Source organism: Salegentibacter echinorum, assembly GCF_900129445.1.
Classification (GTDB): Bacteria; Bacteroidota; Bacteroidia; order Flavobacteriales; family Flavobacteriaceae; genus Salegentibacter; species Salegentibacter echinorum.
Window position 1 is genome coordinate 391,656 of record NZ_FQVT01000002.1, and the last position, 25,868, is coordinate 417,523.

The window sequence follows — 25,868 nt, forward strand, 5'->3', positions numbered from 1 at the left end:
ATAAACCCCACAAATTTAGTGGTGTTTATGTAAACAAATGTGCTTTTACAATGGTAGAAATACTAATATTGAAATTTATTGGTATCAAATACTCCTAAAATAAAATACGACACGTGAAATCAGCAGAGATAAAAAATAACGTTCAAGACCTCATTGATAACTTCTCAAAAGAAGAGTTTATTTTTGATTTATTAAGAGCCTATGGCATTTCAAAAACCTCTGTAACACGTTTGAAAAAGGGAGATTACAATCTCTCTAAAGTGGATGGCGAAATACTTTACAAAAAGAAAATTTTCTTTAAAGTAGAAGCCACTGATAGACTGTTGAGTAGTATTGATTCGATTTCAAATAACGAGCAAATTTTAAAGCAGAAACCTAGGTTCGCTGTTCTTACCGACTATAAGCAATTAGTAGCCAGGGATCTAAAATTAGGCAAGAATCTGGATATTAAATTAAAAGAATTATCCAATTACTTCGATTTCTTTTTGCCTTTGGCAGGCAGCGAAGTTTATAATGCTACCAACAATAATGAAGCCGATAGAAATGCCTCGTATAAGATGGCAGAATTGTATGATCTATTGGTGGAAGAAAACCCCAATGTTTATAATTCAAAAGAAAGCGTTCACGAACTTAATATTTTTCTGTCCCGTCTCTTATTTTGCTTCTTTGCTGAAGATACCGATATCTTTGAACAAGACAGTATTTTTACGAATACCTTAGCACAACACACCACTGAAAATGGTAAAGACACCCATACGTTTTTAGATGAGTTATTTGACCGCTTAAATAGCGAAAGTGGAAAGGACTATCCTGCGTTTCTGGCAAAATTCCCTTATGTTAATGGTGGTTTATTTGGTCAAAAAATATACTCACCAAAATTTAATACTAAGACTAGAAAAATTTTAATTGATTTAGGTGATCTCAAATGGTCCGAGATCAACCCTGATATTTTTGGGTCTATGATTCAGGCGGTAGTGGATAAAGATTACCGCAGCGATCTAGGGATGCACTACACTTCTGTAGAAAACATCAAAAAATTGATAAAACCACTGTTTTTGGATGAACTCTATGAAGCCTACGAGAATGCCAGAACAGTTAAACAACTCAACGCGCTTATTCAACGAATCTCAAAAATAAAATTCTTTGACCCTGCCTGCGGTAGCGGAAATTTTTTAATTATTACCTACAAGGAAATCCGCTTGTTGGAAATTAAGATTCTACAAAAAATAACCGATTTAGAAACAAACCCAAGTTTTAAATGGACCTCTATACAGCTGTCCCAATTTTACGGCATAGAAATAGACGACTTTGCCCACGAAATGGCAATTCTCTCGCTATGGCTGGCAGAACACCAAATGAATAAAGTGTTTGAAGAAATGCTTTTTGATTATGGGAAAACAAAACCCATTCTACCACTTAAAGAAGCGGGTCAAATACAACAAGGAAATGCCACCAGAAAAGATTGGAGTAAGATATGCCCTATTTCTAAAAAGGATGAAGTTTATATTATTGGAAATCCACCTTATTTAGGTTATAGCCGACAAGATGAAAGTCAAAAAGAAGATATGAAAAATGTCTTCTCTCGCATCAATAATTATAAAAAGCTAGATTATATCGCTTGTTGGTTTTATAAAGCAACGAAGTACATTGAAAATAGGTTTTCAAAATACGCTTACGTTACTACCAATTCAATCACGCAAGGTGAGCAAGTGGCTTTACTTTGGCCACTTATTTTAAACAAAGGACAAGAAATTGAATTTGCTCATCAATCTTTCAAATGGACCAACAACGCCAAAGGAAATGCAGGTGTAGCTGTAGTAATTATTGGTATTAGAAATAATGATACAACAGACAAATTCCTTTATAATCAAAACCTGAAGCAAAGTGTAAAAAATATCAGTCCTTATATAACTAACACTTCCAACGTTTACGTTTCGCCAAGAACAAATCCTCTAAGCAATTTACCTTCAATGATTAAAGGGAGTTCACCAGGCGACAATGGCAATTTACTTTTAGACCAGGACGAGAAAAACGAAATAATTTCTAAGTATCCTGAAGCCGAAAAATTCATTAAAAAATACATTGGTGCATCTGAGTTTATAAAAGGCACAAGCAGGTATTGTATTCACATTACAGATGAGAATGTAAAGGAAGCTTACAAGGTTAAAGCACTTGAAGAACGCTTTGAAAAAGTTGAAATTTTTAGGCTAAACAGTAAAAAAGTAGCCACACAGAAAAAAGCTGAAACACCTCACTTTTTTGATGAAGATAAACATCAAAAAGGCGAATTTATTTTAGTTCCTCAAACAGGTTCAGAAAGGAGAAACTATGTTCCGATTGGATATTTTGATGAATCGTATGTTCCTTCAAACGCAACAAGAGTTATTTACAAAGTTCAACCTTGGCTTTTCGGTGTAATATCTTCAAGAATGCATATTGTTTGGGTAAAAGCTGTTGCAGGGCGATTAAAAATGGATATGCAATATTCAAACACGCTTTGCTACAACACCTTCCCTTTTCCAGACATCACGACCAAGCAAAAGGAGAACTTGAATCAATACGTGTTTGATATTTTGGATGAGCGCGCCAAACACCCCAGCAAAACAATGGCACAATTGTACAATCCAAGTACAATGCCCAAAGGTTTGCTACAAGCCCATCAAGAATTAGATACCGCCATAGAGCAATGTTACCGTTTGCAACCTTTTAAAAACGATACTGAGCGTTTGGAGTATTTATTTAAATTGTATGAAAAGATGGTAAAGGAAGATACGCTATTTTCTAAGCAAAAGAAAACGAGAAAAAAGAAAGTGAAATGATAAAGGTTTTACATTTTTTATGTTTCCAGATGAATATTGAGTTTTTCAAAAATGATGATGTAAAATAATTTTGATAAACTTTACATAAACTTAATTAAGAGTTTTAAAAAAAAATATAATGCCAAATTTAGTAGAAGTAAACTATAAGCAAACCGGTAAAAGTAAAAGTACTAATGCCTTTGGAATGCGGGAAATGCAACAAAAAGCTTACGAAGGCAGAACAGCACAATATTTATTAATCAAAGCCCCACCAGCATCAGGTAAATCAAGGGCTTTAATGTTTATTGCTTTAGATAAACTGAAAAATCAGGGCATTAAAAAAGTGATTGTTGCCGTTCCTGAAAGATCCATTGGTGCTTCTTTTGGAGAAACAGAACTTAAGAAATTTGGCTTTTTTGAAGACTGGATTCCTAATCCCAAATACAATTTGTGTACACCGGGCGAAGAAAAAAGTAAAGTAAAAACATTTCAGAAATTTTTAGAATCTCAAGAACAAATTTTGGTTTGTACGCATTCCACATTACGCTCTGCTTTTGAAGGCCTGGATCCAAAAAAACTGGATGACTCATTAGTTGCTATTGATGAATTTCATCACGTTTCAGCTGAAGGTGACAATATATTAGGTCGGGTACTAAAAAGTATTATGGCAAATTCAAATGCTCATATAGTGGCTATGACAGGCTCTTATTTTAGAGGCGACAGTGTTCCAGTATTAATGCCGGAAGATGAAGCAAAATTTACCAAGGTAACTTATACCTATTACCAGCAATTAAACGGCTATGATTATTTAAAATCTTTGGGTATAGGTTATCACTTTTACACGGGGAAATATTTTAAAAAGAATCCGGAAACCGGTATTTCTGCACTGGCAGAAATATTAAATGAAGACCAAAAGACCATTATTCATATCCCTAGTGTAAACTCTGCTGAATCTTCTAAAGAGAAATACGAAGAAGTAAACCATATCATTGATGTTTTGGGTGAGTTGGAATATCAGGATGAAACCACAGGCGTATTACATATTAAAAGCCATAAGACAGGCAAAATGTTGAAAGTTGCTGATTTGGTAAATGACAATCCAAAGTCAAGAGACAAAATAAGTGCCTTCCTGCGAACTGTAAAATCAGCAAGCGATATAGATATCATTATAGCTCTAGGTATGGCAAAAGAAGGTTTTGATTGGCCCTATTGTCAACACGCCTTAACCATCGGATACAGAGGTTCTTTAACTGAAATTATTCAAATTATTGGTAGAGCTACCCGAGATAGTAATAATAAAAGCCACGCACAGTTTACCAATCTTATTGCTGAACCGGATGCAGAGAGTGATGAGGTTAAATTATCGGTAAATAATATGCTTAAAGCTATTACGGCTTCTTTATTAATGGAGCAGGTTTTGGCACCAAACTTTAAATTTAAGCTCAAAAAAGACGATGATGAAGAGAATGATGAGGAAGATGAAGAAGATGATAACACGATTAAAATAAGAGGTTTTAAGTTGCCTACTTCACAAAGAGCTAAAGATATTATTGATACAGATTTAAATGATTTAAAAGCTAAAATTCTTCAAGATCCTCAAATGCTCAAAGCTATGCCGGGTAATATCGAACCGGAAGTAATAAACACTGTTTTAATTCCGAAAATTATTCGAGAGGTCTATCCAGACCTGGAAGATGAAGATGTTGAAGCAGTAAGACAGCACGTGGTCGTAGATTCAGTTATTAAGAATGGGACCATTGAAGAACAAGGTGATAAAAAATTTATTAGAATGGCTGGAAGCTTTGTGAATATAGATGATATTCATATAGATTTAATAGACCAGGTGAATCCATTTCAAAAAGCATTTGAAATATTGTCCAAATCCGTAACGACACAGGTTTTAAAATTAATTGATGAACATATTCAATCGACTAAGATTGAAATGACCGAAGAAGAAGCCATTTTACTTTGGCCTAAAATAAAAGAATGGGTTAAGAATAATAATGGTGAGCAGCCAAACATCCAGGCATTTGACCATAAAGAAAAAAGAATGGCGGAAGCATTAGTGTTTTTAAGGGAATTGAAACGTAAAAGAGCACTTGAAAATGGGTAAAAAGAAATTGACCATAGACGATATTTTTGATGATGATGATTTTGGATTGTTAGATTCTAATGTCAAAACTTCAACTGTAAAAACAGATGAACAAAGATTAATAGAATCATTTGAAGAAATAAACATTTTTATAGATAAGAATGGTAGGGAGCCGGGCAAATCCAGTATGTCGGAATATGGTTTACAGGCTAAACTAAAAAACTTCAGAGAGAATGAAGTCCAGAAAAAGATACTAAAACCATATGATAAACATAATTTATTAGGGTATGTAGAAATTGAAAAGAAATCAATCGATGATATTTTAAATGATGATGAGTTAGGTTTATTGGATGCAGAAAATGATTTAGATATTTTCAAATTTAATCACACCCCAAAAATAGAAGATAGGCAGGAAACAGATTTCGTGGCTCAAAGAAAACCAATTAAAGAAAAGGACTTTGATAAATATGAAAAAATGTTTTTACAGGTTCATAGGGAAATAAAAGATGGAAAGCGTAAGATTAAACCATTTACCAACATTGAAAAGAATCTACACGTTGGCGATTTTTATCTTATGAATGGAATTATGCTGTATTTAGAATCAGCTAACTTAAAAAAAGAAGAGTGGGAGCAGAAATCAGGTAATAGAATTAGAGTGGAAGGGCGTACTAGAACCGTTTTTGAAAATGGAACTTACAGCAATATGCTTTATCGATCTTTAGGTAAACAAATTCAAAAAGAAGGTAAATTAATTACCAATACTAAAGATAAAATTGAAGAAGATTTGTTTGTGAATTCGGGATTGGTAAAAGAAGAAGATGTGCAGTCTGGTTGGATTTACGTTTTAAAAAGTAAGTCTTCCAGAAAAGAAATAGCCGGAATTCAAAATCTTTACAAGATTGGTTTTGCAAGTGAATCTGTAGATTTAAGAATAAAAAATGCAAAAAAAGAAGCTACCTATTTGTATGCCGATGTTCAAAAATTTGCTACTTACAAAGTATATAATAGAAATGCCGATAAGTTAGAAGCTCTTTTACACCGGTTTTTCGCTAAGGCCTGCTTAGACATCGATTTATTTAATGACAAAGGACAAAGATTAAATCCTAGAGAATGGTTTGTAGTACCTTTTGAAGCCATAGAGCAAGCAATTCAATTAATTTTGAATGAGAATATTATCCACTATGAATATGACCCTTCCCAGGAGAAGGTTATATTAAAAGGTTAAAATAGAAATCGTATAAAAATAAACGTTTTCTAATTTTGCCATCGTGTTGAGGTTGCTTTAATCAAGTACCATTTTTCACTAAAATAGGAAAGAATTATACTCGAAGAAATTATTATATTTGTCTGAAAACGTGGTTACCCTGCCTCTTCGCAATGCACACTGGGTAACCCTTTTTAATTAAAGTCATAATTAGTTAATTCTTTTGAGCTTTCCTTCATCGTTTATAAAATGTAAACTATTCCTTAGCTGGTACCATATATTTGGTATTCTAAAAAAGTTCAGCAATGCGCTACGCACTTAATTTAAATAAAGATGAGGATGAGGTTGAAGTTTCACATTCAGGAGAAATTGGATGGTGTGGGATTTGTAACTCTAAAGTACAGGGGAAAAAAGGTGATGAAAGGGTTGCCCACTGGGCCCATATAAATTCCAAAAATTGTGATAGTTGGTATGAACCAATAACCGAATGGCATTTATGGTGGCAAAATCAATTTCCGAAGATAAATAGAGAAGCTATTGTAGAAAAAGCAGGTAAAAAACACCGTGCTGATATCTTACTTCAAAAGGATAATAAAGAGATTGTCATTGAAGTACAAAATTCATCCATTCCAATTTCACAAATCCAAAAAAGAGAAGCTTTTTACCAAAATTTAATATGGATTTTAAACGGTAAAAGTTTAGCAAATTCATCTCGTTTAGTACGAATAGGGGTAGACCGCTTATATACCTGGAAGATAAAATTTCCGCTGCTATTGCGAAGTAGGTCAGAATACCTTAAAACTGAGTTTATTGAAGACATTGTAGATCTTATCAAAAATAGGTTCTACGATAACAACTATCACGATTATAAATTCCAGGACACCACCTTAGAGATATACTTCTACCATCATAATGATATAGATTTGCAAATGGATATACCTCAATTAAAATATAATATAGTTGGATACTTTGAAATGCATAACGACTACGATAATATTGATAATGATGAATTACATCATAAATTGCAGATTTCCTATACCGAAACTAAGGTTGATTTACAAAGCCATTATTTGACAAAAAGCTACTGGAGAAAGTTTATAGATAAAATGAAATGCAATGTTTTTTTCGATAAATTAAATGGCCTTGAGAGTGATGAATTATATTGGTACACTAAGGATAAAATAGTGAAAAAGGATCGGTTTATTAGTAAATACCAAAAAATGGCAAAGTAAAATTGTAACAAAAAAATTACTTAAGCTATTCCTAAATATTAAATTCATAGATTAAAATGCCATATTACTAATAAATTATTATATTTATTATTCATTCAATTGATAAATATGGATAATCTATACGAATTAATAGCTAATCCCAAGTATAGTCTTAAAATTTTTGCAAAAGCAAGGGGAAAGAATAGGGCAAGAAAAGCTGTAAATGATGTCTACAAGAAAATTTACAACGGCGGTTATGATGTCTTGGATTCAAAAATAGTTTTTCTAAAAATTTCTACTGGTAGTGAGGAAATAACAGTAGATGAAATTAGTGCTATAAATGATTCTATTCTTAATAGTATGAGAGCGGGCGTGAGCGTTCATATGGAAATTGATGAAAAAAATTTAGATGATGAAATTGAATTACAGCTGATTTTTTCAAAATTAAATATAGATACAGACAAACTCGATTTTAAGTTATTATTTAATTCTTTAGCCCCTACAGTAGAAAGTTTACCTATTTATTTTTTAGAAGATGAGTATGACCCGGAAGAAATGAGTGCGATGATCTCTTGCCTGTCTGATCTCTATAAAGAAATTGGTGGCGATGCTTTAAGAATAAAAGGCTTTTCAAAGGTTCAGTTAGAAAAGTATTTTGAACCATCAATTTAGTCCTATGGAAGAGACAAAGCAGAATTTTATAAAGATAGACTTGATAGGTTTAAATGAAACGCTTTTTGAAAATTTACGTGGCCATTTAATAGCAAAAATTAACGATGTATTAGATTGCTCTACCAGGGATGATAAGGGAGTATCTATTAAAAGCCTAATGGAAAAACATATTTCATCGGGCAGTAACAATTCAACTCCATCTCAATATAGTCCTGGGGTTAGTAATTATAAAGTTTTCTCAGAAATAAAAGAGAAATTCTCTAAAATAGAAAGAAGTAAGGCAGAAGCAAGAAAGATAAATGCCGAAGCCAAATCATTAGAATTTGAGCAAAAACTTAAAGAACTAAAATTAACTTTTAAAATGACCAAATCTCTTTTAATCGGTCAGCAAGGAGAAGAAGCAATTGCCTTTACAAAACAATTAGAATCTTTTGTGGAAATAATTGATAGTTTACAGGAATCTCAAAAGCTAAACTAAACAAGCGCCTTCAGCCGTATTGCACTCGGTACTAACCTCGTGCATACCGCTTTCGGCTAAGGAGGCAAATTTACTCATTCGCTCACTTCCGGCTCCGCCTGCTCTTCGCTCATTCCTAAAATTGCCCTGTTTTTACGGCTTTCCACATTTTAATTAATAGAATATTCTTAAATTGCTAAAGCAAGCGGCCTATCCCTACATCGGTTGCTTGTTTTTTCAGCCGATACATTTCAGTTTTATAATTCACAATTAACGACCAGAAATACCAGGCTTAATCCTATTAACTTCAAACATACTCCAATGAACAAATTTTTACTTTTTTTATCACTAATTAGTGTTTCCTTTTTAACAAGTTGCGGTAGTCTTACCACCTCTGATAATACTCCAATTACCAAAGTAGTCCCCGTTGAAAATACATCCAAAAATGAATTGTATGTAAGGGCTAATAACTGGATGGTAGAAGCCTTCAATGATGCTGAATCGGTAGTTCAATTTACCGATAAAGAATCAGGAACTATTACGGGAAAATATTATTTGAGCCCCATTACATCAGCTAACCAATATGGTCCGGGTCAGGATGCCTATGCAATAATTAATATCCAGGTTAAAGATGATGCCAGTAAAATTACTGTTACTCCCGAGGAATTTCAGTATATGAAAGGAAATATGTACACCTTGTACAAAGAAGAAGATGCGAAGAACAAAATCAACAATTTGATTTCCTCATTTGAAGAAAGTATCGTGGAAAAGGATAATTCAGATTGGTAAACTCTATCCGAAATTTATTCTAAAAAAATAATTAAAAATTACATATTAACTGGCGAGACGGCGCTCTCGCTTCGCAACGCCGTCCGCCTTTAATTAATTAAATGAAAATATATAATATTATTAAAAAGACAATACTACTAGTTATCGCAATATTTAGTTTTATTATTACATCGTGTTCAAGTGAGGATGCGAATAATGAGAAAAATTCTAATGAGAGTAAGATAAATGTTACTATCAATGGGACTGAATACAGGTTTAATACTTTTACTTTTGAAAAGCATTTTGAAGATCCAAATGATAAATATTATTACGTTACAGCTAAGATCGACAATAAAGATGATTTAGTTATTGAGTTTGATGTCACACTTGGATTAACTGCGGATCAAGGTGATAATATTATCGGTGAATTTAACCTTCACACCCGTGAGAATAATAATGATTGCTCTTACTATGCTCCTGACACTCCTTACCCTGATATAAATGTAACAGCAAATAATGAAGAGGAATTCATTGCTACACTTGCTTTTTCAAATGGTTATGGAGTATACTGCAATGGTTTGTATTACAGTGAGGATGCTCCAGATGCTCCTTTTGGAAATGAGGTTACTTATACCAATGGTTCGATCTATTTAGATTTATAAATTTTCTCAATATAGTGACCTAATGGATATTGAAACTATAAACCCAATTAGTAATGCACTTATGTTTTTTTAACATAAACCACTCGCAACGTACTCCGGTTTTGCTTGAGATATTCTTTTATATTAGGATACTATAACGAGTTGCAAACATTTTAAAAAATGTTAAACCAAAAATTGAAGGGAGAAATAGTTTACTTTTTTGAAGGTAAGCATCAGTATTCAAAGTTAAATGAGAGCAAATCTTTTTTAAAACAAAGAATTGTAATTGACGCAGACGGGGAGAAATTAACTATCTCATTTTATGACAAGTATATCGATCTTTTGAGATTCTGCAAAATAGGGTCAGAAATTGCAATTGATGTCAAATTAAAAGGCAGTATGTGGAAATACGGTCAAAAGCAATATTCTGCTAATGAACTTATTTGTAAATCCCTTGAGATTGTAAAGAATACAAGAATTGATAATTGGATTAGGTATAAAGAAGGTATTTATAACCTAAGGAAATACTATCGTGACAATAATCTTCTTATAGAATTAGTAAATACCAGTAATCATAAGAGTTTAATTCTTTGCATAAACCATTCATTCCCGAATAAAGAATTAAACAAAGATCACATTTTGCTGTGGGATATAGTGGACGATGAATTAATACGACTTCTAGAAAATAAAGGCATTATAACTAAACAAAGATTTTTAAGAAGCAAAGATGGTTATTCGGGGTATATCTGTAAAGTACTAGTTTTAGACTTGTTCAGCGATAACGAATTTTTATTTGATGGTATTCCTGACGAAAACAATAAAATCCACCATCAACCGGAAAATAGATCCATCAATCACAAATTTACGGATATTACAGACTATACCCATTACAATGAAGATCTAGATAAAGACCAACAAAGCGAAGATTTTTGGAATCAGTTTTGAAATAAAATATTTGCTAAAACAATATAAAAATAATGCTAAATCTGTCTCAAATCTTGAGTCTTTGCTTGCTGCGGCTAGTAGGCCTAGGCTCAACCAAACTCAACAACTCGAATTGTTATTATACGAGACATTAGCTGCAAGCCTAAACAAATTATGAGTGATTTATGTAAATTATGTCAAACAAATAAATTAGAAAATGTAGGATCACACATTTTCACTGAAAGTATTATTCGAACTGCTTTAAATGAAGACGGATTTACAAAAAGAGAAGATAAGGAATTGATTTATGAAATTTCAACTGAAAATATTGGATTAGATTATTTTGGAAATGGAGTTCTTCCTGAAAAACTTCAACAAATATTAGGAAGAGAAGCTAGTGAAGATGAAATTAAGAAAAATAAAAATCCATTCATTAATAGAGATTTAGTATGTAGAGATTGCGAAAAAAAATTTGGCCCCATTGAAACAAGCTTCGCACAAGATATCTATGCCAAAATTATCAAGAAAAAAGATGAAGAGCTAGAGAGTGATAGTTGCAATTATGTTTCATTTGCAAATCAAAAAACCCTGGGCCTTCAATTTTCAATAATTAATATTTGGAGGGCATCAGCTTCGAAATATGATAATTGGTCTTTGAAAGAAGATGATGAGGAGTATTTAAGAAAGTTTATTTTAAAAACTGCTGATTTAGATATTCAATCCATTATTAAGAAAACTCAGGAAAATTTAGAGGAAATAGAAAGATTTGATTTTGCTTTAAATTATTTTATATCATCTGGAAACCAACTTTCTGATAATGGGGTATTAATTGATAATTCTGCAGAGCCATTTTTTATTCTGTTAAATAGGCTATCTATCATTTTTGATTTTAAAATCTTAGATTCTAAAAAAATGCCGGATTTAACTAAGGGCACGATTGAATCAAATATAGGTTGCATAATTTCAAGCAATTTGGATGATGAGTTGAGAATTGGGATTAATACAGATGAAGAAAGAAAAAAATTGTTCAATAAAATCGCTTTAATACAACTTGAGCAGATTAGACAAAAATTCACAGACACATTCTTCCAACTTCATCGTGCTTTTTTCGGATTTTTTCCTTCTCAAGAAGCAATCAACTATTTCAACCAAAAGATGATTGAATATATAAAAAGTAGGGATGGAGAAATCATCATATCTGAGATGTTAAATGTCGTGACAAATGTTATTATGGACTGTGGTAGAAGTTACGTTTAAAAGCCAGTAACAAGCAGCAATTCCTGTAAAAAGTAATAAGTTTTTTTTAGAATATAGTATCGAAGTTAAGAATCTGTAGTGCTAATCAACAACGGGGGCAGGTAAATCGGTGTTCGTCAGTCGTTCCATTTTGTTCCATAAAACATAATTGCAAAATAGGTTTGTCTTCCCCACGAAGGTGGGGAACTCTTTGGAGAAACCCACTTCTTTCTAAACCCCAACTCCTAAGCATTTTGCACTTACCGTTCCCACGGCCTAAAAACCTTCCGCCCTCAGGTTTTTAAACCTGGTCACTTGCTTTATTTCACACATTCCACTCCATCCTCACGCGTTGCTATCTTTTGCCCTTAAAATCCAATAAAGTTTCACGCTACCGCGTGAGTAATCTGAATTAAGGGCAAACCGCAACTTCACTTTGTGCGAGCCTGCGAGGTCACAACGGCGTAGGTGCTGTCATATTTTTTGAGTTAATTTTCCATAAGAAACTTGTAGTTCAATTGAAGCATCTGAACTCAGGGCATAACAGCTTTGCAGTTTAAACACAAATTATAGGTATTTTAAAATAAAAATGGACATAGAGTAAGGCTGAGGTTAAATCAACAGGCAAAGCCCTTATTTGCCCTCACACAGGCATAAGTCGGCACACTACGCCCGACGCTACCGCGCCGTTCTTCGTTGGCCCCTCCTTAAGCCTGTAAATCTCAACTAAAAAGGTCAAAAAATCCGCCAGCCGTGTATGCTACATAGCTGTGGGACGCACTCCGCCGCCGCTACGTGCTTTCCCCACACCACCGTTGTTCCTACTCGCAACGGCACGCGCCTTTTGGTTTACCTGCCCCGATAATTCAACAGATTTTAGTAAATTGATATAAATTTTAAACAATGTGCTACCGAACCAAACTCAATTCCAAACTAAGTGATATAGAACGTACTTTAGAAGCACGATTTATTGACCCAGATGAATATAAGCCACAACTGGAAATTAATGCATTTACATTTTCAAAAACACCGGTAATTGCTGATGAGAACCAGGGTGAAATTCAAATGTTTAATTGGGGGTTAATTCCATTTTGGGCAAAAGATGATAAAATCAAAAAAATGACCCTGAATGCCAAAATTGAAACCATAGCCGAAAAACCTTCCTTTCGAAATTCAGTAAAAAAACGTTGTTTAATTATAGCTGATGGTTATTACGAATGGCAATGGAAAGATCCTAAAGGAAAAGAGAAACAGAAATATTTAATTACTCCAACAGATCAGGAGATTTTTGCCTTCGCCGGTATTTATTCTACCTGGATAAATCCGGAAACCGATGAAACCCTAAACACTTATTCCATCGTAACCACAGAGGCCAATGAATTAATGGCTGAGATCCACAATAACAAAAAGAGAATGCCGGTGGTTTTAAAAGCCCAGGATCATCAAAGCTGGCTTAATGGCACCGATCATTCAAATTTTGCTTTTCCTTATGAAGTGCCTTTAATAGCTTCAGAAGTTGCTTAGTTTAATGATTACTTTTCATTTTAGCCTTTAAGTCCAGGAACTTTTGCTCAAACTTTTCAACCGGTAGGTGTTTTTCTTTTTCTACTTCAAAAAAACGTAATTCGCTGGTAATAAAAGTTGCTCCAACAGAAATATCTGCCATCAATTCGCGCATTTGTTTCTCTACCACCATTTTCCAGGTTTTCCCATCACCATAATAATTACAATAGCGAATAAATAAATTTTCAGCTGCGTCCATAACCCAGGTTACTACGAAGAAATCGATAATATGGGATTTTTTATGTGTTCGTTTTCCAGTAAAAAAATAATCAAATTTAAATTCTACTAGATCATCTGCAATACTTGAAGCATCAAATAAATCGGTTCGGGAGTGTTCTCTCAGTTTAGACATAGTTTTAAGATATGAAATAAAAAATCTAAAAAAGAAAACAAGGATAAAATGCTCCGCGGGCGCAGGCTAAGCTCAAGCCCTACGGGTTTCAACGGAAATCTCCAACCAAAACAAAATACTTCTTATCTCTAATACTTTAGATCGGATGGTATTTCCGCTGAAAAGCTTGCCTGCTGGCTTCGCATTTTGAAACAACGGCTTTCTTTTTTCTCTTTTTTTCTTTTGAAAAATATATTAAAGGGAAAAACGAGGTAATCAGGCGCAAACTATGTCAATCGGTTCCCAGGATTAGAAAAAGTGGCTTTTCAATAGTTATTTTATATGCAAATGGACAGGTGCTTCCTTAATTCAAGTCCGTACCAAGTCCGAATAAACTGAATATTTAACCCCAAAAAACAAACTGCTATGGGAAAGATTTCACAAGGCATATTAGGAGGAATCTCTGGAAAAGTTGGTAACGTAGTTGGAGCCAGCTGGAAGGGAATTGATTATCTAAGGATAATGCCCTCTAAAGTTGCAAACCCCCGAACCGTTGGCCAGGTAAACCAAAGAACAAAGTTTACTGCCGTTTTAGAATTTTTACAACCTAATCTTGATTTTCTAAAAAAAGGTTATAAAAACCTTGCTATTAAAAAGACTGCCTTTAACGCGGCTATGTCTTATGTGCTTAACAATGCCATTACTGGTAGTGCCCCTAACTTTACTGTAGATTACGCTTTAGCTTTAGTTAGTAAAGGCACACTGCTTGGCGTTTCAAATGGAGCAATGGATGATTCCACTTCGGGTCAGGTAGATTTTACCTGGGATGATAACTCGGGTGAAGCTAATGCCAGTACAACCGATAAAGCAATGGTTTTAGTATATAATCCATCCAAGAAAGAATCGGTTTATATCCTGGAAGGAGCCGATAGGAGTACTGGAGCTGAAAGCGTTTCAATTCCGGCATCTTTTGCAGGTGATACGATTGAAACTTATTTAGCTTTTATTTCAGAAGATGGAAGTAAAGTTTCAAACAGTGCATACTTAGGATCTGGTACAGCTTCTTAGTGCCCCGCACCTTTTTTTGCCCTGAAAACCGCCTTCCCCGGGGCGGTTTTTTTATGGCTTTAATTCTCCCTTCAGAAGTTTTTGTTCAAACGACCAATCATCAATAAACCAGTCTTTTAAATGCAATTCTTTTAAAGTGTCCGCTTTATCTCTTCTAAATTTAAAATATGAATTGAATTTCCCATTCTTTAAAGCTATAAATATTTTTTGAGTATCTAATTCCAGAGAGTGGTAAATATGATCTACATAGAATTGCCTACAATCCATTTTACCTTTGGTAAAAGAAATTTCAAAAGATTCTCCAACCCTGGGTATTACGGGTAAATGCTTTACAGAAAACTGGAACCTGCGGTCAAGGTAGGAGAGATGAAATATAACTTTAGTTTTTTTGAAGTTTAATAGTGGTTCTTCGTGATCTAAAATATATTCATACAAATCTTTAATTAGTTTTCGCAGAGTGTGAGATTTAATTCCTAATTTATTTTGAACTTCTAAAAGGCGTGGGTAGGGAATATCTTCATCATAATAAAAGTCCTTTGATAGGATGAACTTTATTAAGGTTTCAAATTCGGGTCTTTCTTGCGGTACGTTTTTAAGTTGGGGAGCAATAGAGAATAGATCGTAAAGCGCATTTTTAGCTGAAAAAGTTTTCATTTTCCTTTAAAGATAAGAAATAAAAGAAAAATTTATGTTGCACCCTATGTAACACCCTGAAATTAAAAAAGCCCGAAAACACTAAGTGTATCGGGCTTCTAAGGTGGTGCCTCCAGGAATCGAACCAGGGACACAAGGATTTTCAGTCCTTTGCTCTACCAACTGAGCTAAGGCACCAGTTGCTTGTGATAAGCGGGTGCAAATATATATTCATTTTTATAATCTCACAAAAGAAATTTTAAAAAAATGCTTTTGTACATTAGCCGGCAGAACGATTTTTATATGAATTTAATTGTTGATGTAGGTAATTCTTTGGTGAAAATCGCTGTATTTCAGCGGTATAAACACCTAAAAACCTTTTGGGCGAGTTTAGAGGAATTTCCGAAGAAATTTCAGGAAATAAAAAAAGAATATCCAGAAATAAGGTTTTCTATCCTGGCTTCGGTAGTAAAAGATACTTTTCACATCGAAAAAGTGCTTAAAAATGAGACCCAGCTTTTTGTCCTCGATGAAAAAATAGATTTGCCTTTTACCAATAAATACGCAACCCCAAACACTTTGGGGAAAGACAGGATTGCTCTGGTTGCGGCAGGAGCAAAACAGTTTAAAGAAAACAATTTGCTGGTAATCGACGCGGGAACCTGTATTACTTTCGATTTTAAGAATGATCAAAATGAGTATTTGGGAGGTGCTATTTCCCCGGGTATTGAGATGCGTTTTAAAGCTTTGCATAATTTTACAGATAATTTACCGTTTGTAGAATTTGTGGGGGAAGCACATTTAATTGGTGATTCTACTCATAGTAGCATCCTCTCTGGAGTAGTAAATGGGGTGGTGGCAGAAATTGATGGGCTGGTAGATCGCTACAAGACTGAGAATAAATATTTAACAGTTATTTTAACAGGTGGAAATGCTCAATTTTTGTTAAAGCGGGTAAAAAATAGCATATTTGCCAACCCTAATTTTCTTTTAGAGGGATTGAACTACATTTTAGAATCTAATAAGACTCAATGATTAAACGATTTACAGTAATCGTCGCTGTTTTCTTTACAGTTGTTGCTACTGCGCAGGAGAACGTGGCATCTCCATATTCTTACTACGGGATTGGACTTACCTCATTTAAAGGAACCGTAGAAAACAGATCTATGGGAGGCTTAAGTGTGTTTTCAGACAGTATTCACGTTAACTTAAGAAACCCCGCAGGATACGGTAGGTTGCGAAGAACAACTTATGCGGTTGGCGGTTCTCATACCCGTACCAATTTAGAATCAAATAGCGGTGAAGATAATGCTAAAACCACTTCCTTAGATTACCTGGCTATTGGGGTTCCCGTGAGTGATAAATTAGCTTTTGGAATTGGGCTTACACCATACACCTCAGTAGGTTATCAAATTCTTGACATTCGGGAAGATGTCGCGAGCCGGCTGGAAGGTCGTGGCGGGATGAATAAAGTATTTGCTTCTGCAGGTTATCAAATTATCCCGGCTTTAAGTATTGGGGTTGACGCGAATTATAACTTCGGAAATCTTCAAAATCGAAGAACCCTGGTGCGGGAAGAGGTGCAATTGGGGACCCGCGATGTAAGTAGGTCTGATCTTAGCGGATTTACCTTTAACTTTGGAGCAGATTTTCAGAAAAAATTAAAGAGTGGATTAAAGCTACATGCTGCCGCAAGTTACACGCCAACAACAAATATAGACGCCGAGAATTCAAGAGAATTGGCAACTATTGCATTTTCTGCCTTAGGTGAGCGCGTTGTAAAGGAACGGGATGTAGATGTGCCCGAGTCTGAATTAACTTTACCCTCCAGGTATTCCCTGGGTGCAGGAGTTGGAAGACCTAATAATTGGTTTTTGGGAGCAGAATATACCAGCACAGACAATAATTCTTATCTTGCCGTAAATACGAGTGGAGGACAGAATTCAGATTTTGCAAAAGCTTCACAGTATAAAATAGGTGGGTATTTTATTCCACAGTACAATTCTTTAACAAATTACTTTAAACGAATAGTTTACCGGGCTGGATTCCGGTATGAGGAGACCGGGCTTAACCTTCGGGATGAAGCAGTTAATGAGTTTGGCATTACTTTTGGAGTTGGATTACCAGTAGGACCTGGGTTCTCAAATATAAATCTGGGATTGGAGTATGGACAGCGCGGTACAACTGCTTCCGGATTAATACAGGAGGACTACTTTAGAGTTTCAGTGGGACTTTCTTTAACTGAAGCAAGAAGATGGTTCGAAAGAAGAAAATTTAATTAACAACAACAATAAACAAACAAATGAAAGCGAGATTTATAGCATTACTTACAGGAGCCGTTTTAGGTTCGAGTGTTTTAAGTGCACAGTCTAATGATTGTGCTACCATGGCAGCGTTAGCTTATGATGATGCCAAGGCAAAAAATTATGACGCAGCTTATGAACCCTTAATGAAGGTTAGAGAGAAATGTCCAGAATATAGTCTTGCTACCTTTCAATATGGAGAACGCGCACTTGAGTACAAAATTGATAATACTGAAGGTGCCGAAAAAAAGGAGTTTATTAAAGAACTTATAGGGCTTTGGGAAGAGCGTTTAGAATTGTTCCCGGCAAAAACTTCTAAAGGAAAGGTGTATTCTGATATCGCACAGTTAAAATTTGATAATAAGATTGGCACTACCGAAGAGCTTTATAATGCTTTTGATAAAGTTTATAAGGAAGACAAGGAAAACTTTACCAGTCCTAAAGGTCTTTATTCTTATTTCCAATTGATGGTAGATATGCAAGATGCTGGTGACAGGGAATTACAGGATGTTTTTGACAGCTATGATAAAGTGATGGAGAAGATTGAAGAGGAGGAGAACAAAGCTGCCGAGAATTTAGCTCCCTTGTTGAAAAAACAGGAGGCCGGAGAAGATCTTACTAAAAAAGAGGAGAAGAAAATAAAATATGCTGAGATTAATTTGAATAACTATAACAGCGTAAAAAAGGCTTTAAACGCCAAACTTGGTGCCAGGGCAGATTGTGATAATTTGATCCCACTTTATAAGAAAGATTTCGAAGCAAAGAAATCAGATGTGAATTGGTTGCAGAATGCTAACGCGAGGTTGTCTGCTAAAGATTGTACTGAAGATCCATTATTCTTTCAGGTTTCAGAAGCACTTCACCAGTTAGAACCTTCTGCGAAATCTGCGTATTCTTTAGGTCAGTTGGCAGAAGCCGACGGGGATAGAGCTAAAGCTTTAGACTATTATAACGAAGCAGCCGAGTTGGAGCAGGATCCTAACGATAGAGCTAGAATTTATTATAGAATTGCTTCTAACTATAAAGATAGAGGAAGTTTTTCTCAAGCGAGAAATTTCTATAGAAAAGCTTTAAAAGCCAAACCATCCTTAGGTACTGCTTATTTACAAATCGCTAATATGGTTGCTAAAAGTGCTAATAACTGTGGAGAAGATTCTTTTAGTAAAAGAGCTGTATATTGGTTAGCGGCAGAATATGCTGCCAGAGCTGCAAGGGTAGATCCTTCTATTGCTTCAAATGCAAATGAATCTGCTACAGCTTACCGAGGTAGAGCTCCCCAAAAGACTGATGTTTTCCAAAAAGGTAAGAAAGCCGGGGAAGCGATAAAGATTGGATGTTGGATTGGGGAAACCGTTCGTATCCCACAAATGTAATATGAGTTTAACATATAAGGAAATAATAACAAGCATTGTCACGCTAATAGGGGTGACAATGCTTTTTTCATGCCAGGGTAAGCTTAGTGAATTAAGAGCATTAGATATAGAAGGTGATGCGCCCCAGGCAATCGCTAAGGGTGTGAATTTAAAATATACCGATTCGGGAAGGATGGTAGCGAATTTAAAAAGCCCTAAAATGAAAGACTTTACCAATAAGGATTTTCCTTACCGGGAATTTCCCGATGGGCTTGAAGTAGAGTTCTTTGATGAGAATAATGAGAAAAGTACGGTAACCGCAGACTATGGCATCGTTTACGAAGATACAAAGTTGATAGACCTGCAGGGTAATGTCGTGATTTTTACAGCCGATAGTTTGCGGCTTGAAGCTTCGCAACTCTACTGGGACCAAACTTTAAACTGGGTTTTTACCGATAGGCCCAATAAAATTAAATTTCCTAATGGAGCACTCAATGAGGGGAAAGGTTTTGATGCTAATCAAAATTTCGGTAATTTTCGCTCTCGTACCAATATTGGAGTTCAAGTCATAGAAGATAAAAAACCAGATGAGTAAATATTTTAAATACTTCGAATACGCCTATTTATTTTTAGCTGCCTTCTTTCTATTTGAAGCTGTGCGAATATGGAATACAGAGCGTAACCGGGCTTATTTATTTCTATTTTTTGTCTTAATTTCAATATTTATGTTTTTCTTCAAAAGGCGCTTTAGGCGTAAAATTGAAGAGCGCAATAAGCCCAAGTAATGGAAATTAATATTCTTATTATTGTTCTATCCCTCCTGTTTTCTGCCTTTTTTTCCGGGATGGAAATTGCTTATATTTCTTCTAACAAGATTTATATTGAAATAGAGAAACGCCAGGACGATTTTCTGGCTACCATCCTTAAGAAACTTACCAAAAAACCGTCTAAGTTTATTGCTACCATGCTGGTGGGAAATAATATTGCATTGGTAGTTTATGGTTTTTTTATGGGGGATTTACTCATGACCTGGTTGGAAGGTCTTCAACCTGTAGATAGTGCTTTCTTAGAATATTTTATTGTAGATCTTAACCTGTTTACCCAAACCGTAATTTCTACGCTGGTAATTTTACTTACTGCCGAATTTCTTCCAAAGGTGTTCTTTCAAATCTATGCGAATTCTATGCTGAAGTTTTTCGCAATTCCGGCCTATATATTTTATATACTTTTTAGTTTTATTTCCAGTTTTGTGATTTGGGTGTCAGATTTTATTCTGAAGCGATTCTTTAAAACCGAAGGTGATGAAGTGCAACTGGCGTTTAGTAAAGTAGAGCTGGGGAACTTTATAAATGAGCAAATGGAAACGGTTGAAGATGATGAAGAAGTAGATTCTGAAATACAAATCTTTCAAAATGCACTGGAATTTTCCGATATAAAAGCCAGGGAAGTGATGATTCCCAGAACCGAGATTATTGGAGTAAATCAAGATTTAGCGCCCAAAGACCTGGTACAAACTTTTACTGAAACAGGGCTTTCAAAATTGCTTATCTATAATGAAACCATAGACGATATTATTGGCTATGTACATTCTTTTGAGCTTTTTAAAAAGCCTGAATCCATAAAATCTATTTTGTTGCCCGTAGTTTTTGTTCCAGAAACGATGTGGGTAAAAGATGTACTAAACAACCTAACCAAACGGCATAAAAGTATAGCGGTAGTGATAGACGAATATGGCGGCACTAGTGGGATGATTACTATAGAAGATATTGTAGAAGAACTTTTTGGGGAGATAGAAGATGAACACGACCCGGTAGTCCTTACCGAAGAAGAGGTAGAAGACGATCACTATAAATTCTCGGCCCGGCTGGAAATAGATTATTTAAATGAAAACTACAAGCTCAATATCCCAGACGGGGAGAATTACGAAACTTTAGGTGGTTATATTGTAAACCATACCGAAGAAATTCCGCAGCAAAACGAGGAATTGGAAATAGATGATTTTCAATTTAAGATCCTGGAAGTGTCCAATACCAAAATCGAATTAGTTGAATTAAAAATAAAACCTGAAGAATAACGTCGGGTAGTTAATATTTTGCTAATTATAAGTTTTATAATTAGCTTAAAAGCACTATTTTCGCCCACTATATTTTGATAAATAATTAAAAATGGCAGTATTAAATAAAATCAGACAGCGTTCTGTTTTCTTGATCATTATCATCGCTTTGGCCTTGTTTTCTTTCGTTTTGGCCGATGTGATTCGTAACGGTGGCTTCTCTTCGCAAAAAGACCAAAACACCATAGCTACTATAAACGGTGAGGATATAGACCGTGAAGGTTTTGCCCGCCAGGTAGAAGCTTACCAACGTAATATGGGAGCTAACGCGAGCACAACCCAGGCGGTAAGTCAGGTTTGGGAGCAAACACTTAGAGAAACAATCCTTCAGGAAGAACTGGAGAAATTGGGAATTAGAGCAGAAAAAGCTCAAATTAGAGAAGTGATGAAAACTCAAATGGCAAATAATCCAGCTTTTACGAACCAGGCGGGAATGTTTGATGAAAACCGACTTAGGGAATATGTTGCTAATTTAAAAGCCAGCTCACCACAAGCTTACCAACAATGGTTGCAAATGGAAGATAACATGGGGAACATGGCGCGCCAAAACACCTACTTTAATATGGTAACTGCCGGGGTTGGTGCTACACTTACCGAGGCCGAACAAGCTTATAAGTTAGAGAATAATAGTGTAGATTTAAAATATGTTCAAATTCCTTATTCTTCTGTTTCAGATGATGAGGTAGATGTTTCTAAAGATGAAATAAGATCTTACATAAAAGATCACGCTTCAGAATTTGAAACTGAAGCTTCCAGAAATATTAGATATGTTTACTTTGAAGAAACGGCTTCTAAAGAAGACATTAAAGCTACCGAAGACGAGCTTAATTCCATGAAGGATAGCCGTGTAGAATTTAACGCCGTGACCAACGCAAACGATACTTTGCCCGGCTTTAATAATACAGAGGATTATGAGGATTTTGTAGAATCTAATTCAGATTTACCTTATGAAGGTCGGTTTAAGTTCAAAAACGAACTTCCTTCAGAATTTGCCGAAGAATTATTTAGCTTAAATGAAGGAGAGACTTTTGGTCCTTATAAAGACCAGGGGTATTACAAGATTTCTAAACTGGTAGAAACTAAAAAGATCCCAGATTCTATTAAAGCCAGTCATATTTTGGTGGCTTATAAAGGGCAGCAATTTGCTCCAGATGTTACCAGGACTAAGGAAGAAGCAAGAAATTTAGCAGATAGTCTTTTGAACGTGATTAAAGCCGATAAATCTAAATTTGATGAATTAGCTGCTGAATTTTCATCAGACCGTTCCAACAGTGAAGAAGGTGGTGATCTTGGATATTTTGGTCCTGGAATGATGGTTGCTGAAGTAGATAATTTTGTGCTAAATAATAACGAAGGAGATATAGATGTAGTTGAAACCGATTTTGGTTACCACGTAGTAAAAATTAAAGAGCAGAGCGAAAAACAAAAAGCGGTTAAAATAGCAACTATTGCCAGGGAATTAGAAGCTTCTGAAACCTCAAGAAATAACCTGTTCAATAAAACTACTAAATTTGAAATTGCCGCTAAAGATGGGGATTTTAATGAAATTGCCAAGGAGGGGAATTATCAGGTTAGAACGGTAAAAGAAATGAAAGCGCTTGATGAGAATATTCCCGGTGTAGGTGCACAAAGAAGAATTGTGCAGTGGGCTTTTGAAGATGGTGTTAAAACGGGAGATGTAAAGCGTTTTGATATTCCGTCTGGATATGTGGTTGCGCAATTGACCGCAAAAAATAAAGCCGGACTTTCCACTGCGGAAAACGCTTCTTCTAAAGTGATTCCAATTCTTACCAAACAGAAAAAAGCAGAAATTATTAAGAAGAAAATTAATAGTAATGATCTTCAAAAAATAGCTTCTGAAAATAATACTATGGTGCAATCTGCCAACGCCGTAACATTGGCCAGTCCTACTTTACCGGGCGCTGGAAGAGAACCAGAGGTTGTAGGTTCTGTCTTTGCATTGGAAGCGGGAGCTGTAAGTAAGCCAATTGCTGGTGAGAAAGGAGTCTATGTGGTGGAACTGGAAAATAAAAATGAGGTTCCAGAAATGAATTCTTATAAAGGCATAGCTGAGCAGGAAACTGTTAAAAGAAGACAGAATGTATCACAACGCTTATTTTCTGCCCTGCGTGAAAAAGCAGAAATTGAAGATAATAGAGCAAGATTTTACTAAGCTTTAGAAAAACTATACTTACTAAAAAGCCCGGATATTTTCCGGGCTTTTTTGTGTTTTAACTCAGTAATTTCAGTTAAAAAATAAGTTTATTATACTCAAAAATAGTATGGAAGCCTTTTTGGTTGAAATATTGAAAAACTTCCTCTTTATTTCCGGTAACAAGAATAAAATCTCCACCCCAGGCCCCCAGGCTTTTAATTGCTCCCGGGAAATCTGAAAAGCGCACTTGTTTTATCTTTGGTAACTGTAAGGTTTTGGCAATAAGGGTCTCGTGAACATTTATTAACAGCTCAAATTCGGTTAGGGTCTCGCAGGCAATAAATTGTTGGGTTAATGCCGAAGTTTTATCGATTAGCCCATTTTTATTGGATTGGGGTAATTCCCGATAGTGTTTTATGGCATTGCGACTATTCTTTTTTTCATTAAGATATACAAAGAAGATTTCATTAGAAAACCCCGGATTAAAATCGGTTTTTAGTATCGAAGGGCCAGATGAGGTGATTTGGTAAGTTATAGGTTGTTTATGCTGCGCTGCGGCGATATCATAACCACTACCTCCAAAAGTCTTTTTAAGTAATCGATAGGCGTCTATTTTAAACCAGTTTGCAAGATTATTTACCAGGGTAGAAGAAGTGCCCAGTCCCCAATCGCGGTTAAAATCCAGGCGGGTAACAACATCAAAACCTTGCTGCTCATTGAAAATTTCAGGATTTAGTTGGTGGGCTTCCTGTAATAGTTTTTCCAACCGTTTTCCAACCTCATTTCCTTCATTTAAAAGCTTAAAATTTCCCGCTGCAAACTCAAAATTTCCTTCAAACCATAATTCCCCAGCTTCGTCTAAACTTTTCCAATTTAACTTGTTAGAATTATTGTTTTTCACTTCCAGGGACTGGCCTTGTTTTGTGGGTAGAGCCAAGCCTTTTGCACCATCTAAAACTGCATATTCACCCGTGATTAATAGTTTTCCGTTGCTGTGAAATTTCATAGCGACCTAATTTTTTTAAGTTGTGCAACGGCGCTGCTATGAGTGACCGTATTTTTAGTAAAATATTCTATTAAAACTTTCTTTTCCTCTTCTGTGGCCTGGTGTTGATTTAAGATATTCATAAGGTGCATTTTCATGTGTCCTTGCTGAATTCCGGTTGTGGTTAAGGAATTTAGTGCGGCAAAATTTTGTGCAAGCCCAGCGACGGCGACAATTTTCATTAACTCCTGTGCGTTGGGTTTTTGTAGAATATCCATCGCTAATTTCACCAAAGGATGTAAGCTGGTTAATCCGCCAACGGTGCCCAGTGCCAGGGGTATTTCTATCCAAAATTTAAAGATCCCATCTTCCAGGCCGGCATGAGTTAAGCTGGAATATTGACCATTTCTTGCGGCATAAGCATGCACCCCGGCTTCTACGGCCCTAAAATCGTTCCCCGTAGCCAGTACTACGGCATCTATACCGTTCATAATCCCTTTGTTATGTGTGACTGCACGATAAGGCTCCACTTCGGCAATTTTTACAGCTTCTATAAATTTTTTGGCAAACTCTTTACCTTCAATGTCTTTATTTTCGTTTAATTCTTCTACCGGGCATGAAACTTCGGCCCGCACTAAACATTCTGGTACATAGTTGGAAAGAATACTCATAATGATATCCAGTGTTTTTCCTTCCGAAGTAATATGAGGATCTTTATTGGCTTCATTTTCAAAAACTTCTGCGAACTTCTCGAGACAGGAGTTTATAAAATTAGCACCCATGGAATCCCGGGTTTCAAACTCGCAATGCAATTGGTAGTATGCTTCGATTGCTGCGGTTTTATCCTTTAATTGAATATCCAACACCCCGCCACCTCGTTTTTCCATATTTGAGGTGATGGGTTTTACCGCTTGAAGAAGCTTTGGTTTAACGCTGGTAAAAAATCTATTTAATAGTTCTTTGTTGCCATTGTATTTAAAATGGACCTGCCCTATTTTTTTGGTATCAATTACCCGGGCTTTAAATCCGCCTCGTGTACCCCAAAACTTTGCAGCTTTACTGGCTGCCGCGATGACCGAGCTTTCTTCAATAGCCATAGGAATGGCCATAAGATCGCCGTTAATTAAAAAATTTGGTGCCAATCCAAAAGGCAGGTAGAAATTGGAAAGGGTATTTTCTGTAAATTCGTCGTGTAGTCGTTGTAAGTGGGAATCTTCGTTCCAGTATTGCCTTAACACCGCCACGTCTTCCGGCTGATTTTTTAAATATGTTTTAGCCAGCCAATCTATTTTTTCTTTTTTGCTTAGCCGGGAGAAGCCGCTAATGGGTTTTATCATTTTTTATCCTGGTTTTAACCTGTAA

24 protein-coding genes and 1 tRNA gene are annotated in these 25,868 nt (G+C 35.4%); 19 read left to right on the forward strand and 6 right to left on the reverse strand.

Annotation, left to right across the window (positions count from 1 at the left end):
• Positions 1–113 precede the first annotated feature (113 nt).
• The 10 genes from BUA71_RS05315 (at position 114) to BUA71_RS05360 (ending at position 12,024) form a co-directional block, all read left to right on the forward strand.
• The gene (locus BUA71_RS05315; RefSeq protein WP_072877467.1) at positions 114–2,819 is read left to right on the forward strand and encodes a class I SAM-dependent DNA methyltransferase; all 2,706 of its coding nucleotides are present in this window, start codon (positions 114–116) and stop codon (positions 2,817–2,819) included.
• A gap of 118 nt (positions 2,820–2,937) precedes the next feature.
• Positions 2,938–4,911 (forward strand): DEAD/DEAH box helicase, encoded by a 1,974-nt coding sequence (locus tag BUA71_RS05320; protein WP_072877469.1) that lies wholly within the window; start codon positions 2,938–2,940, stop codon positions 4,909–4,911.
• A complete protein-coding gene (locus tag BUA71_RS05325) occupies positions 4,904–6,115 on the forward strand; it encodes a GIY-YIG nuclease family protein (RefSeq protein WP_072877471.1) in 1,212 nt (403 codons plus the stop codon). The genes BUA71_RS05320 and BUA71_RS05325 overlap by 8 nt, the downstream gene beginning before the upstream one ends.
• A 284-nt stretch (positions 6,116–6,399) precedes the next feature.
• Positions 6,400–7,326: a competence protein CoiA gene (locus BUA71_RS05330; protein ID WP_072877473.1), complete on the forward strand. Its 927-nt coding sequence runs from the start codon at positions 6,400–6,402 to the stop codon at positions 7,324–7,326.
• A gap of 108 nt (positions 7,327–7,434) precedes the next feature.
• The gene (locus tag BUA71_RS05335; protein ID WP_072877475.1) at positions 7,435–7,977 is read left to right on the forward strand and encodes a hypothetical protein; all 543 of its coding nucleotides are present in this window, start codon (positions 7,435–7,437) and stop codon (positions 7,975–7,977) included.
• A gap of 4 nt (positions 7,978–7,981) precedes the next feature.
• On the forward strand, positions 7,982–8,455 hold the full coding sequence (locus tag BUA71_RS05340) for a hypothetical protein (RefSeq protein WP_072877477.1): 474 nt from the start codon (positions 7,982–7,984) through the stop codon (positions 8,453–8,455).
• A gap of 300 nt (positions 8,456–8,755) precedes the next feature.
• Positions 8,756–9,223, forward strand: coding sequence for a DUF4468 domain-containing protein (locus BUA71_RS05345; protein WP_072877479.1), 468 nt, complete (start codon positions 8,756–8,758; stop codon positions 9,221–9,223).
• A 101-nt stretch (positions 9,224–9,324) separates the two neighbouring features.
• The gene (locus BUA71_RS05350) at positions 9,325–9,864 is read left to right on the forward strand and encodes a hypothetical protein (RefSeq protein WP_072877481.1); all 540 of its coding nucleotides are present in this window, start codon (positions 9,325–9,327) and stop codon (positions 9,862–9,864) included.
• 159 nt (positions 9,865–10,023) lie between these two features.
• Entirely contained in the window at positions 10,024–10,788 is a 765-nt protein-coding gene (locus BUA71_RS05355) for a hypothetical protein (RefSeq protein WP_072877483.1), read from the forward strand.
• Between the two features lie 153 nt (positions 10,789–10,941).
• Entirely contained in the window at positions 10,942–12,024 is a 1,083-nt protein-coding gene (locus tag BUA71_RS05360) for a hypothetical protein (RefSeq protein WP_072877485.1), read from the forward strand.
• A gap of 739 nt (positions 12,025–12,763) precedes the next feature.
• Here BUA71_RS05360 and BUA71_RS17600 read toward each other — a convergent pair.
• Positions 12,764–12,907 (reverse strand): hypothetical protein, encoded by a 144-nt coding sequence (locus BUA71_RS17600; RefSeq protein WP_175545937.1) that lies wholly within the window; start codon positions 12,905–12,907, stop codon positions 12,764–12,766.
• Here BUA71_RS17600 and BUA71_RS05365 point away from each other — a divergent pair.
• Complete coding sequence (locus BUA71_RS05365; RefSeq protein ID WP_072877487.1) at positions 12,907–13,527, forward strand: SOS response-associated peptidase; 621 nt, start codon at positions 12,907–12,909, stop codon at positions 13,525–13,527. The two genes, BUA71_RS17600 and BUA71_RS05365, sit on opposite strands and share 1 nt — an antisense overlap.
• 1 nt (position 13,528) lies before the next feature.
• Here the strand turns inward: BUA71_RS05365 and BUA71_RS05370 are convergent, their stop codons facing one another.
• Positions 13,529–13,918, reverse strand: a complete 390-nt coding sequence (locus BUA71_RS05370) for a hypothetical protein (RefSeq protein WP_072877489.1) — start codon at positions 13,916–13,918, stop codon at positions 13,529–13,531.
• A gap of 405 nt (positions 13,919–14,323) precedes the next feature.
• Between BUA71_RS05370 and BUA71_RS05375 the strand changes: the two genes are divergently transcribed.
• Positions 14,324–14,965 (forward strand): DUF6266 family protein, encoded by a 642-nt coding sequence (locus tag BUA71_RS05375; RefSeq protein WP_072877491.1) that lies wholly within the window; start codon positions 14,324–14,326, stop codon positions 14,963–14,965.
• 51 nt (positions 14,966–15,016) lie between these two features.
• Here the strand turns inward: BUA71_RS05375 and BUA71_RS05380 are convergent, their stop codons facing one another.
• Both BUA71_RS05380 and BUA71_RS05385 read right to left on the reverse strand, forming a co-directional pair.
• Positions 15,017–15,619 carry a hypothetical protein gene (locus BUA71_RS05380; RefSeq protein ID WP_072877493.1) on the reverse strand — a complete coding sequence of 201 codons (603 nt, stop codon included), beginning with the start codon at positions 15,617–15,619 and terminating at the stop codon, positions 15,017–15,019.
• A gap of 104 nt (positions 15,620–15,723) precedes the next feature.
• A tRNA-Phe gene (locus BUA71_RS05385) sits at positions 15,724–15,796 on the reverse strand.
• Between the two features lie 105 nt (positions 15,797–15,901).
• Here BUA71_RS05385 and BUA71_RS05390 point away from each other — a divergent pair.
• The 7 genes from BUA71_RS05390 (at position 15,902) to BUA71_RS05420 (ending at position 23,539) form a co-directional block, all read left to right on the forward strand.
• Positions 15,902–16,633: a type III pantothenate kinase gene (locus tag BUA71_RS05390; RefSeq protein ID WP_072877760.1), complete on the forward strand. Its 732-nt coding sequence runs from the start codon at positions 15,902–15,904 to the stop codon at positions 16,631–16,633.
• Positions 16,630–17,880, forward strand: a complete 1,251-nt coding sequence (locus tag BUA71_RS05395; protein WP_072877495.1) for a BamG family beta-barrel-assembly machinery protein — start codon at positions 16,630–16,632, stop codon at positions 17,878–17,880. Before BUA71_RS05390 ends, BUA71_RS05395 begins: the two co-directional genes overlap by 4 nt.
• Positions 17,881–17,900: 20 nt before the next feature.
• A complete protein-coding gene (locus BUA71_RS05400; RefSeq protein WP_072877497.1) occupies positions 17,901–19,274 on the forward strand; it encodes a tetratricopeptide repeat protein in 1,374 nt (457 codons plus the stop codon).
• A 1-nt stretch (position 19,275) separates the two neighbouring features.
• Positions 19,276–19,848 carry an LPS export ABC transporter periplasmic protein LptC gene (lptC, locus tag BUA71_RS05405; RefSeq protein ID WP_072877499.1) on the forward strand — a complete coding sequence of 191 codons (573 nt, stop codon included), beginning with the start codon at positions 19,276–19,278 and terminating at the stop codon, positions 19,846–19,848.
• Positions 19,841–20,038 (forward strand): hypothetical protein, encoded by a 198-nt coding sequence (locus tag BUA71_RS17795; protein ID WP_072877501.1) that lies wholly within the window; start codon positions 19,841–19,843, stop codon positions 20,036–20,038. Before lptC ends, BUA71_RS17795 begins: the two co-directional genes overlap by 8 nt.
• On the forward strand, positions 20,038–21,327 hold the full coding sequence (locus tag BUA71_RS05415) for a hemolysin family protein (RefSeq protein WP_072877503.1): 1,290 nt from the start codon (positions 20,038–20,040) through the stop codon (positions 21,325–21,327). The genes BUA71_RS17795 and BUA71_RS05415 overlap by 1 nt, the downstream gene beginning before the upstream one ends.
• A gap of 91 nt (positions 21,328–21,418) precedes the next feature.
• Positions 21,419–23,539, forward strand: a complete 2,121-nt coding sequence (locus tag BUA71_RS05420; protein ID WP_072877506.1) for a peptidylprolyl isomerase — start codon at positions 21,419–21,421, stop codon at positions 23,537–23,539.
• Positions 23,540–23,615: 76 nt separating this feature from the next.
• Here BUA71_RS05420 and BUA71_RS05425 read toward each other — a convergent pair whose 3' ends face one another.
• Entirely contained in the window at positions 23,616–24,527 is a 912-nt protein-coding gene (locus BUA71_RS05425) for a GYDIA family GHMP kinase (RefSeq protein WP_072877508.1), read from the reverse strand.
• Positions 24,524–25,843, reverse strand: a complete 1,320-nt coding sequence (locus tag BUA71_RS05430; RefSeq protein ID WP_072877510.1) for a hydroxymethylglutaryl-CoA reductase, degradative — start codon at positions 25,841–25,843, stop codon at positions 24,524–24,526. The genes BUA71_RS05425 and BUA71_RS05430 overlap by 4 nt, the downstream gene beginning before the upstream one ends.
• Positions 25,844–25,868: the final 25 nt, after the last annotated feature.

Excerpts from the sequence above, each read along its gene's own strand:
- BUA71_RS05425 (WP_072877508.1), bottom strand. The coding sequence starts at position 24,527 with ATGAAATTTCACAGCAACGGAAAACTATTAATCACGGGTGAATATGCA.
- BUA71_RS05420 (WP_072877506.1), top strand. The coding sequence starts at position 21,419 with ATGGCAGTATTAAATAAAATCAGACAGCGTTCTGTTTTCTTGATCATT.
- BUA71_RS05430 (WP_072877510.1), bottom strand. The coding sequence starts at position 25,843 with ATGATAAAACCCATTAGCGGCTTCTCCCGGCTAAGCAAAAAAGAAAAA.
- BUA71_RS05390 (WP_072877760.1), top strand. The coding sequence starts at position 15,902 with ATGAATTTAATTGTTGATGTAGGTAATTCTTTGGTGAAAATCGCTGTA.
- BUA71_RS05335 (WP_072877475.1), top strand. The coding sequence starts at position 7,435 with ATGGATAATCTATACGAATTAATAGCTAATCCCAAGTATAGTCTTAAA.
- BUA71_RS05320 (WP_072877469.1), top strand. The coding sequence starts at position 2,938 with ATGCCAAATTTAGTAGAAGTAAACTATAAGCAAACCGGTAAAAGTAAA.
- lptC (WP_072877499.1), top strand. The coding sequence starts at position 19,276 with ATGAGTTTAACATATAAGGAAATAATAACAAGCATTGTCACGCTAATA.
- BUA71_RS05360 (WP_072877485.1), top strand. The coding sequence starts at position 10,942 with ATGAGTGATTTATGTAAATTATGTCAAACAAATAAATTAGAAAATGTA.
- BUA71_RS05415 (WP_072877503.1), top strand. The coding sequence starts at position 20,038 with ATGGAAATTAATATTCTTATTATTGTTCTATCCCTCCTGTTTTCTGCC.
- BUA71_RS05370 (WP_072877489.1), bottom strand. The coding sequence starts at position 13,918 with ATGTCTAAACTGAGAGAACACTCCCGAACCGATTTATTTGATGCTTCA.
- BUA71_RS05350 (WP_072877481.1), top strand. The coding sequence starts at position 9,325 with ATGAAAATATATAATATTATTAAAAAGACAATACTACTAGTTATCGCA.
- BUA71_RS05330 (WP_072877473.1), top strand. The coding sequence starts at position 6,400 with ATGCGCTACGCACTTAATTTAAATAAAGATGAGGATGAGGTTGAAGTT.
- BUA71_RS05340 (WP_072877477.1), top strand. The coding sequence starts at position 7,982 with ATGGAAGAGACAAAGCAGAATTTTATAAAGATAGACTTGATAGGTTTA.
- BUA71_RS05400 (WP_072877497.1), top strand. The coding sequence starts at position 17,901 with ATGAAAGCGAGATTTATAGCATTACTTACAGGAGCCGTTTTAGGTTCG.
- BUA71_RS17795 (WP_072877501.1), top strand. The coding sequence starts at position 19,841 with ATGAGTAAATATTTTAAATACTTCGAATACGCCTATTTATTTTTAGCT.
- BUA71_RS05395 (WP_072877495.1), top strand. The coding sequence starts at position 16,630 with ATGATTAAACGATTTACAGTAATCGTCGCTGTTTTCTTTACAGTTGTT.
- BUA71_RS05325 (WP_072877471.1), top strand. The coding sequence starts at position 4,904 with ATGGGTAAAAAGAAATTGACCATAGACGATATTTTTGATGATGATGAT.
- BUA71_RS05375 (WP_072877491.1), top strand. The coding sequence starts at position 14,324 with ATGGGAAAGATTTCACAAGGCATATTAGGAGGAATCTCTGGAAAAGTT.
- BUA71_RS05365 (WP_072877487.1), top strand. The coding sequence starts at position 12,907 with ATGTGCTACCGAACCAAACTCAATTCCAAACTAAGTGATATAGAACGT.
- BUA71_RS05380 (WP_072877493.1), bottom strand. The coding sequence starts at position 15,619 with ATGAAAACTTTTTCAGCTAAAAATGCGCTTTACGATCTATTCTCTATT.
- BUA71_RS05345 (WP_072877479.1), top strand. The coding sequence starts at position 8,756 with ATGAACAAATTTTTACTTTTTTTATCACTAATTAGTGTTTCCTTTTTA.
- BUA71_RS05355 (WP_072877483.1), top strand. The coding sequence starts at position 10,024 with ATGTTAAACCAAAAATTGAAGGGAGAAATAGTTTACTTTTTTGAAGGT.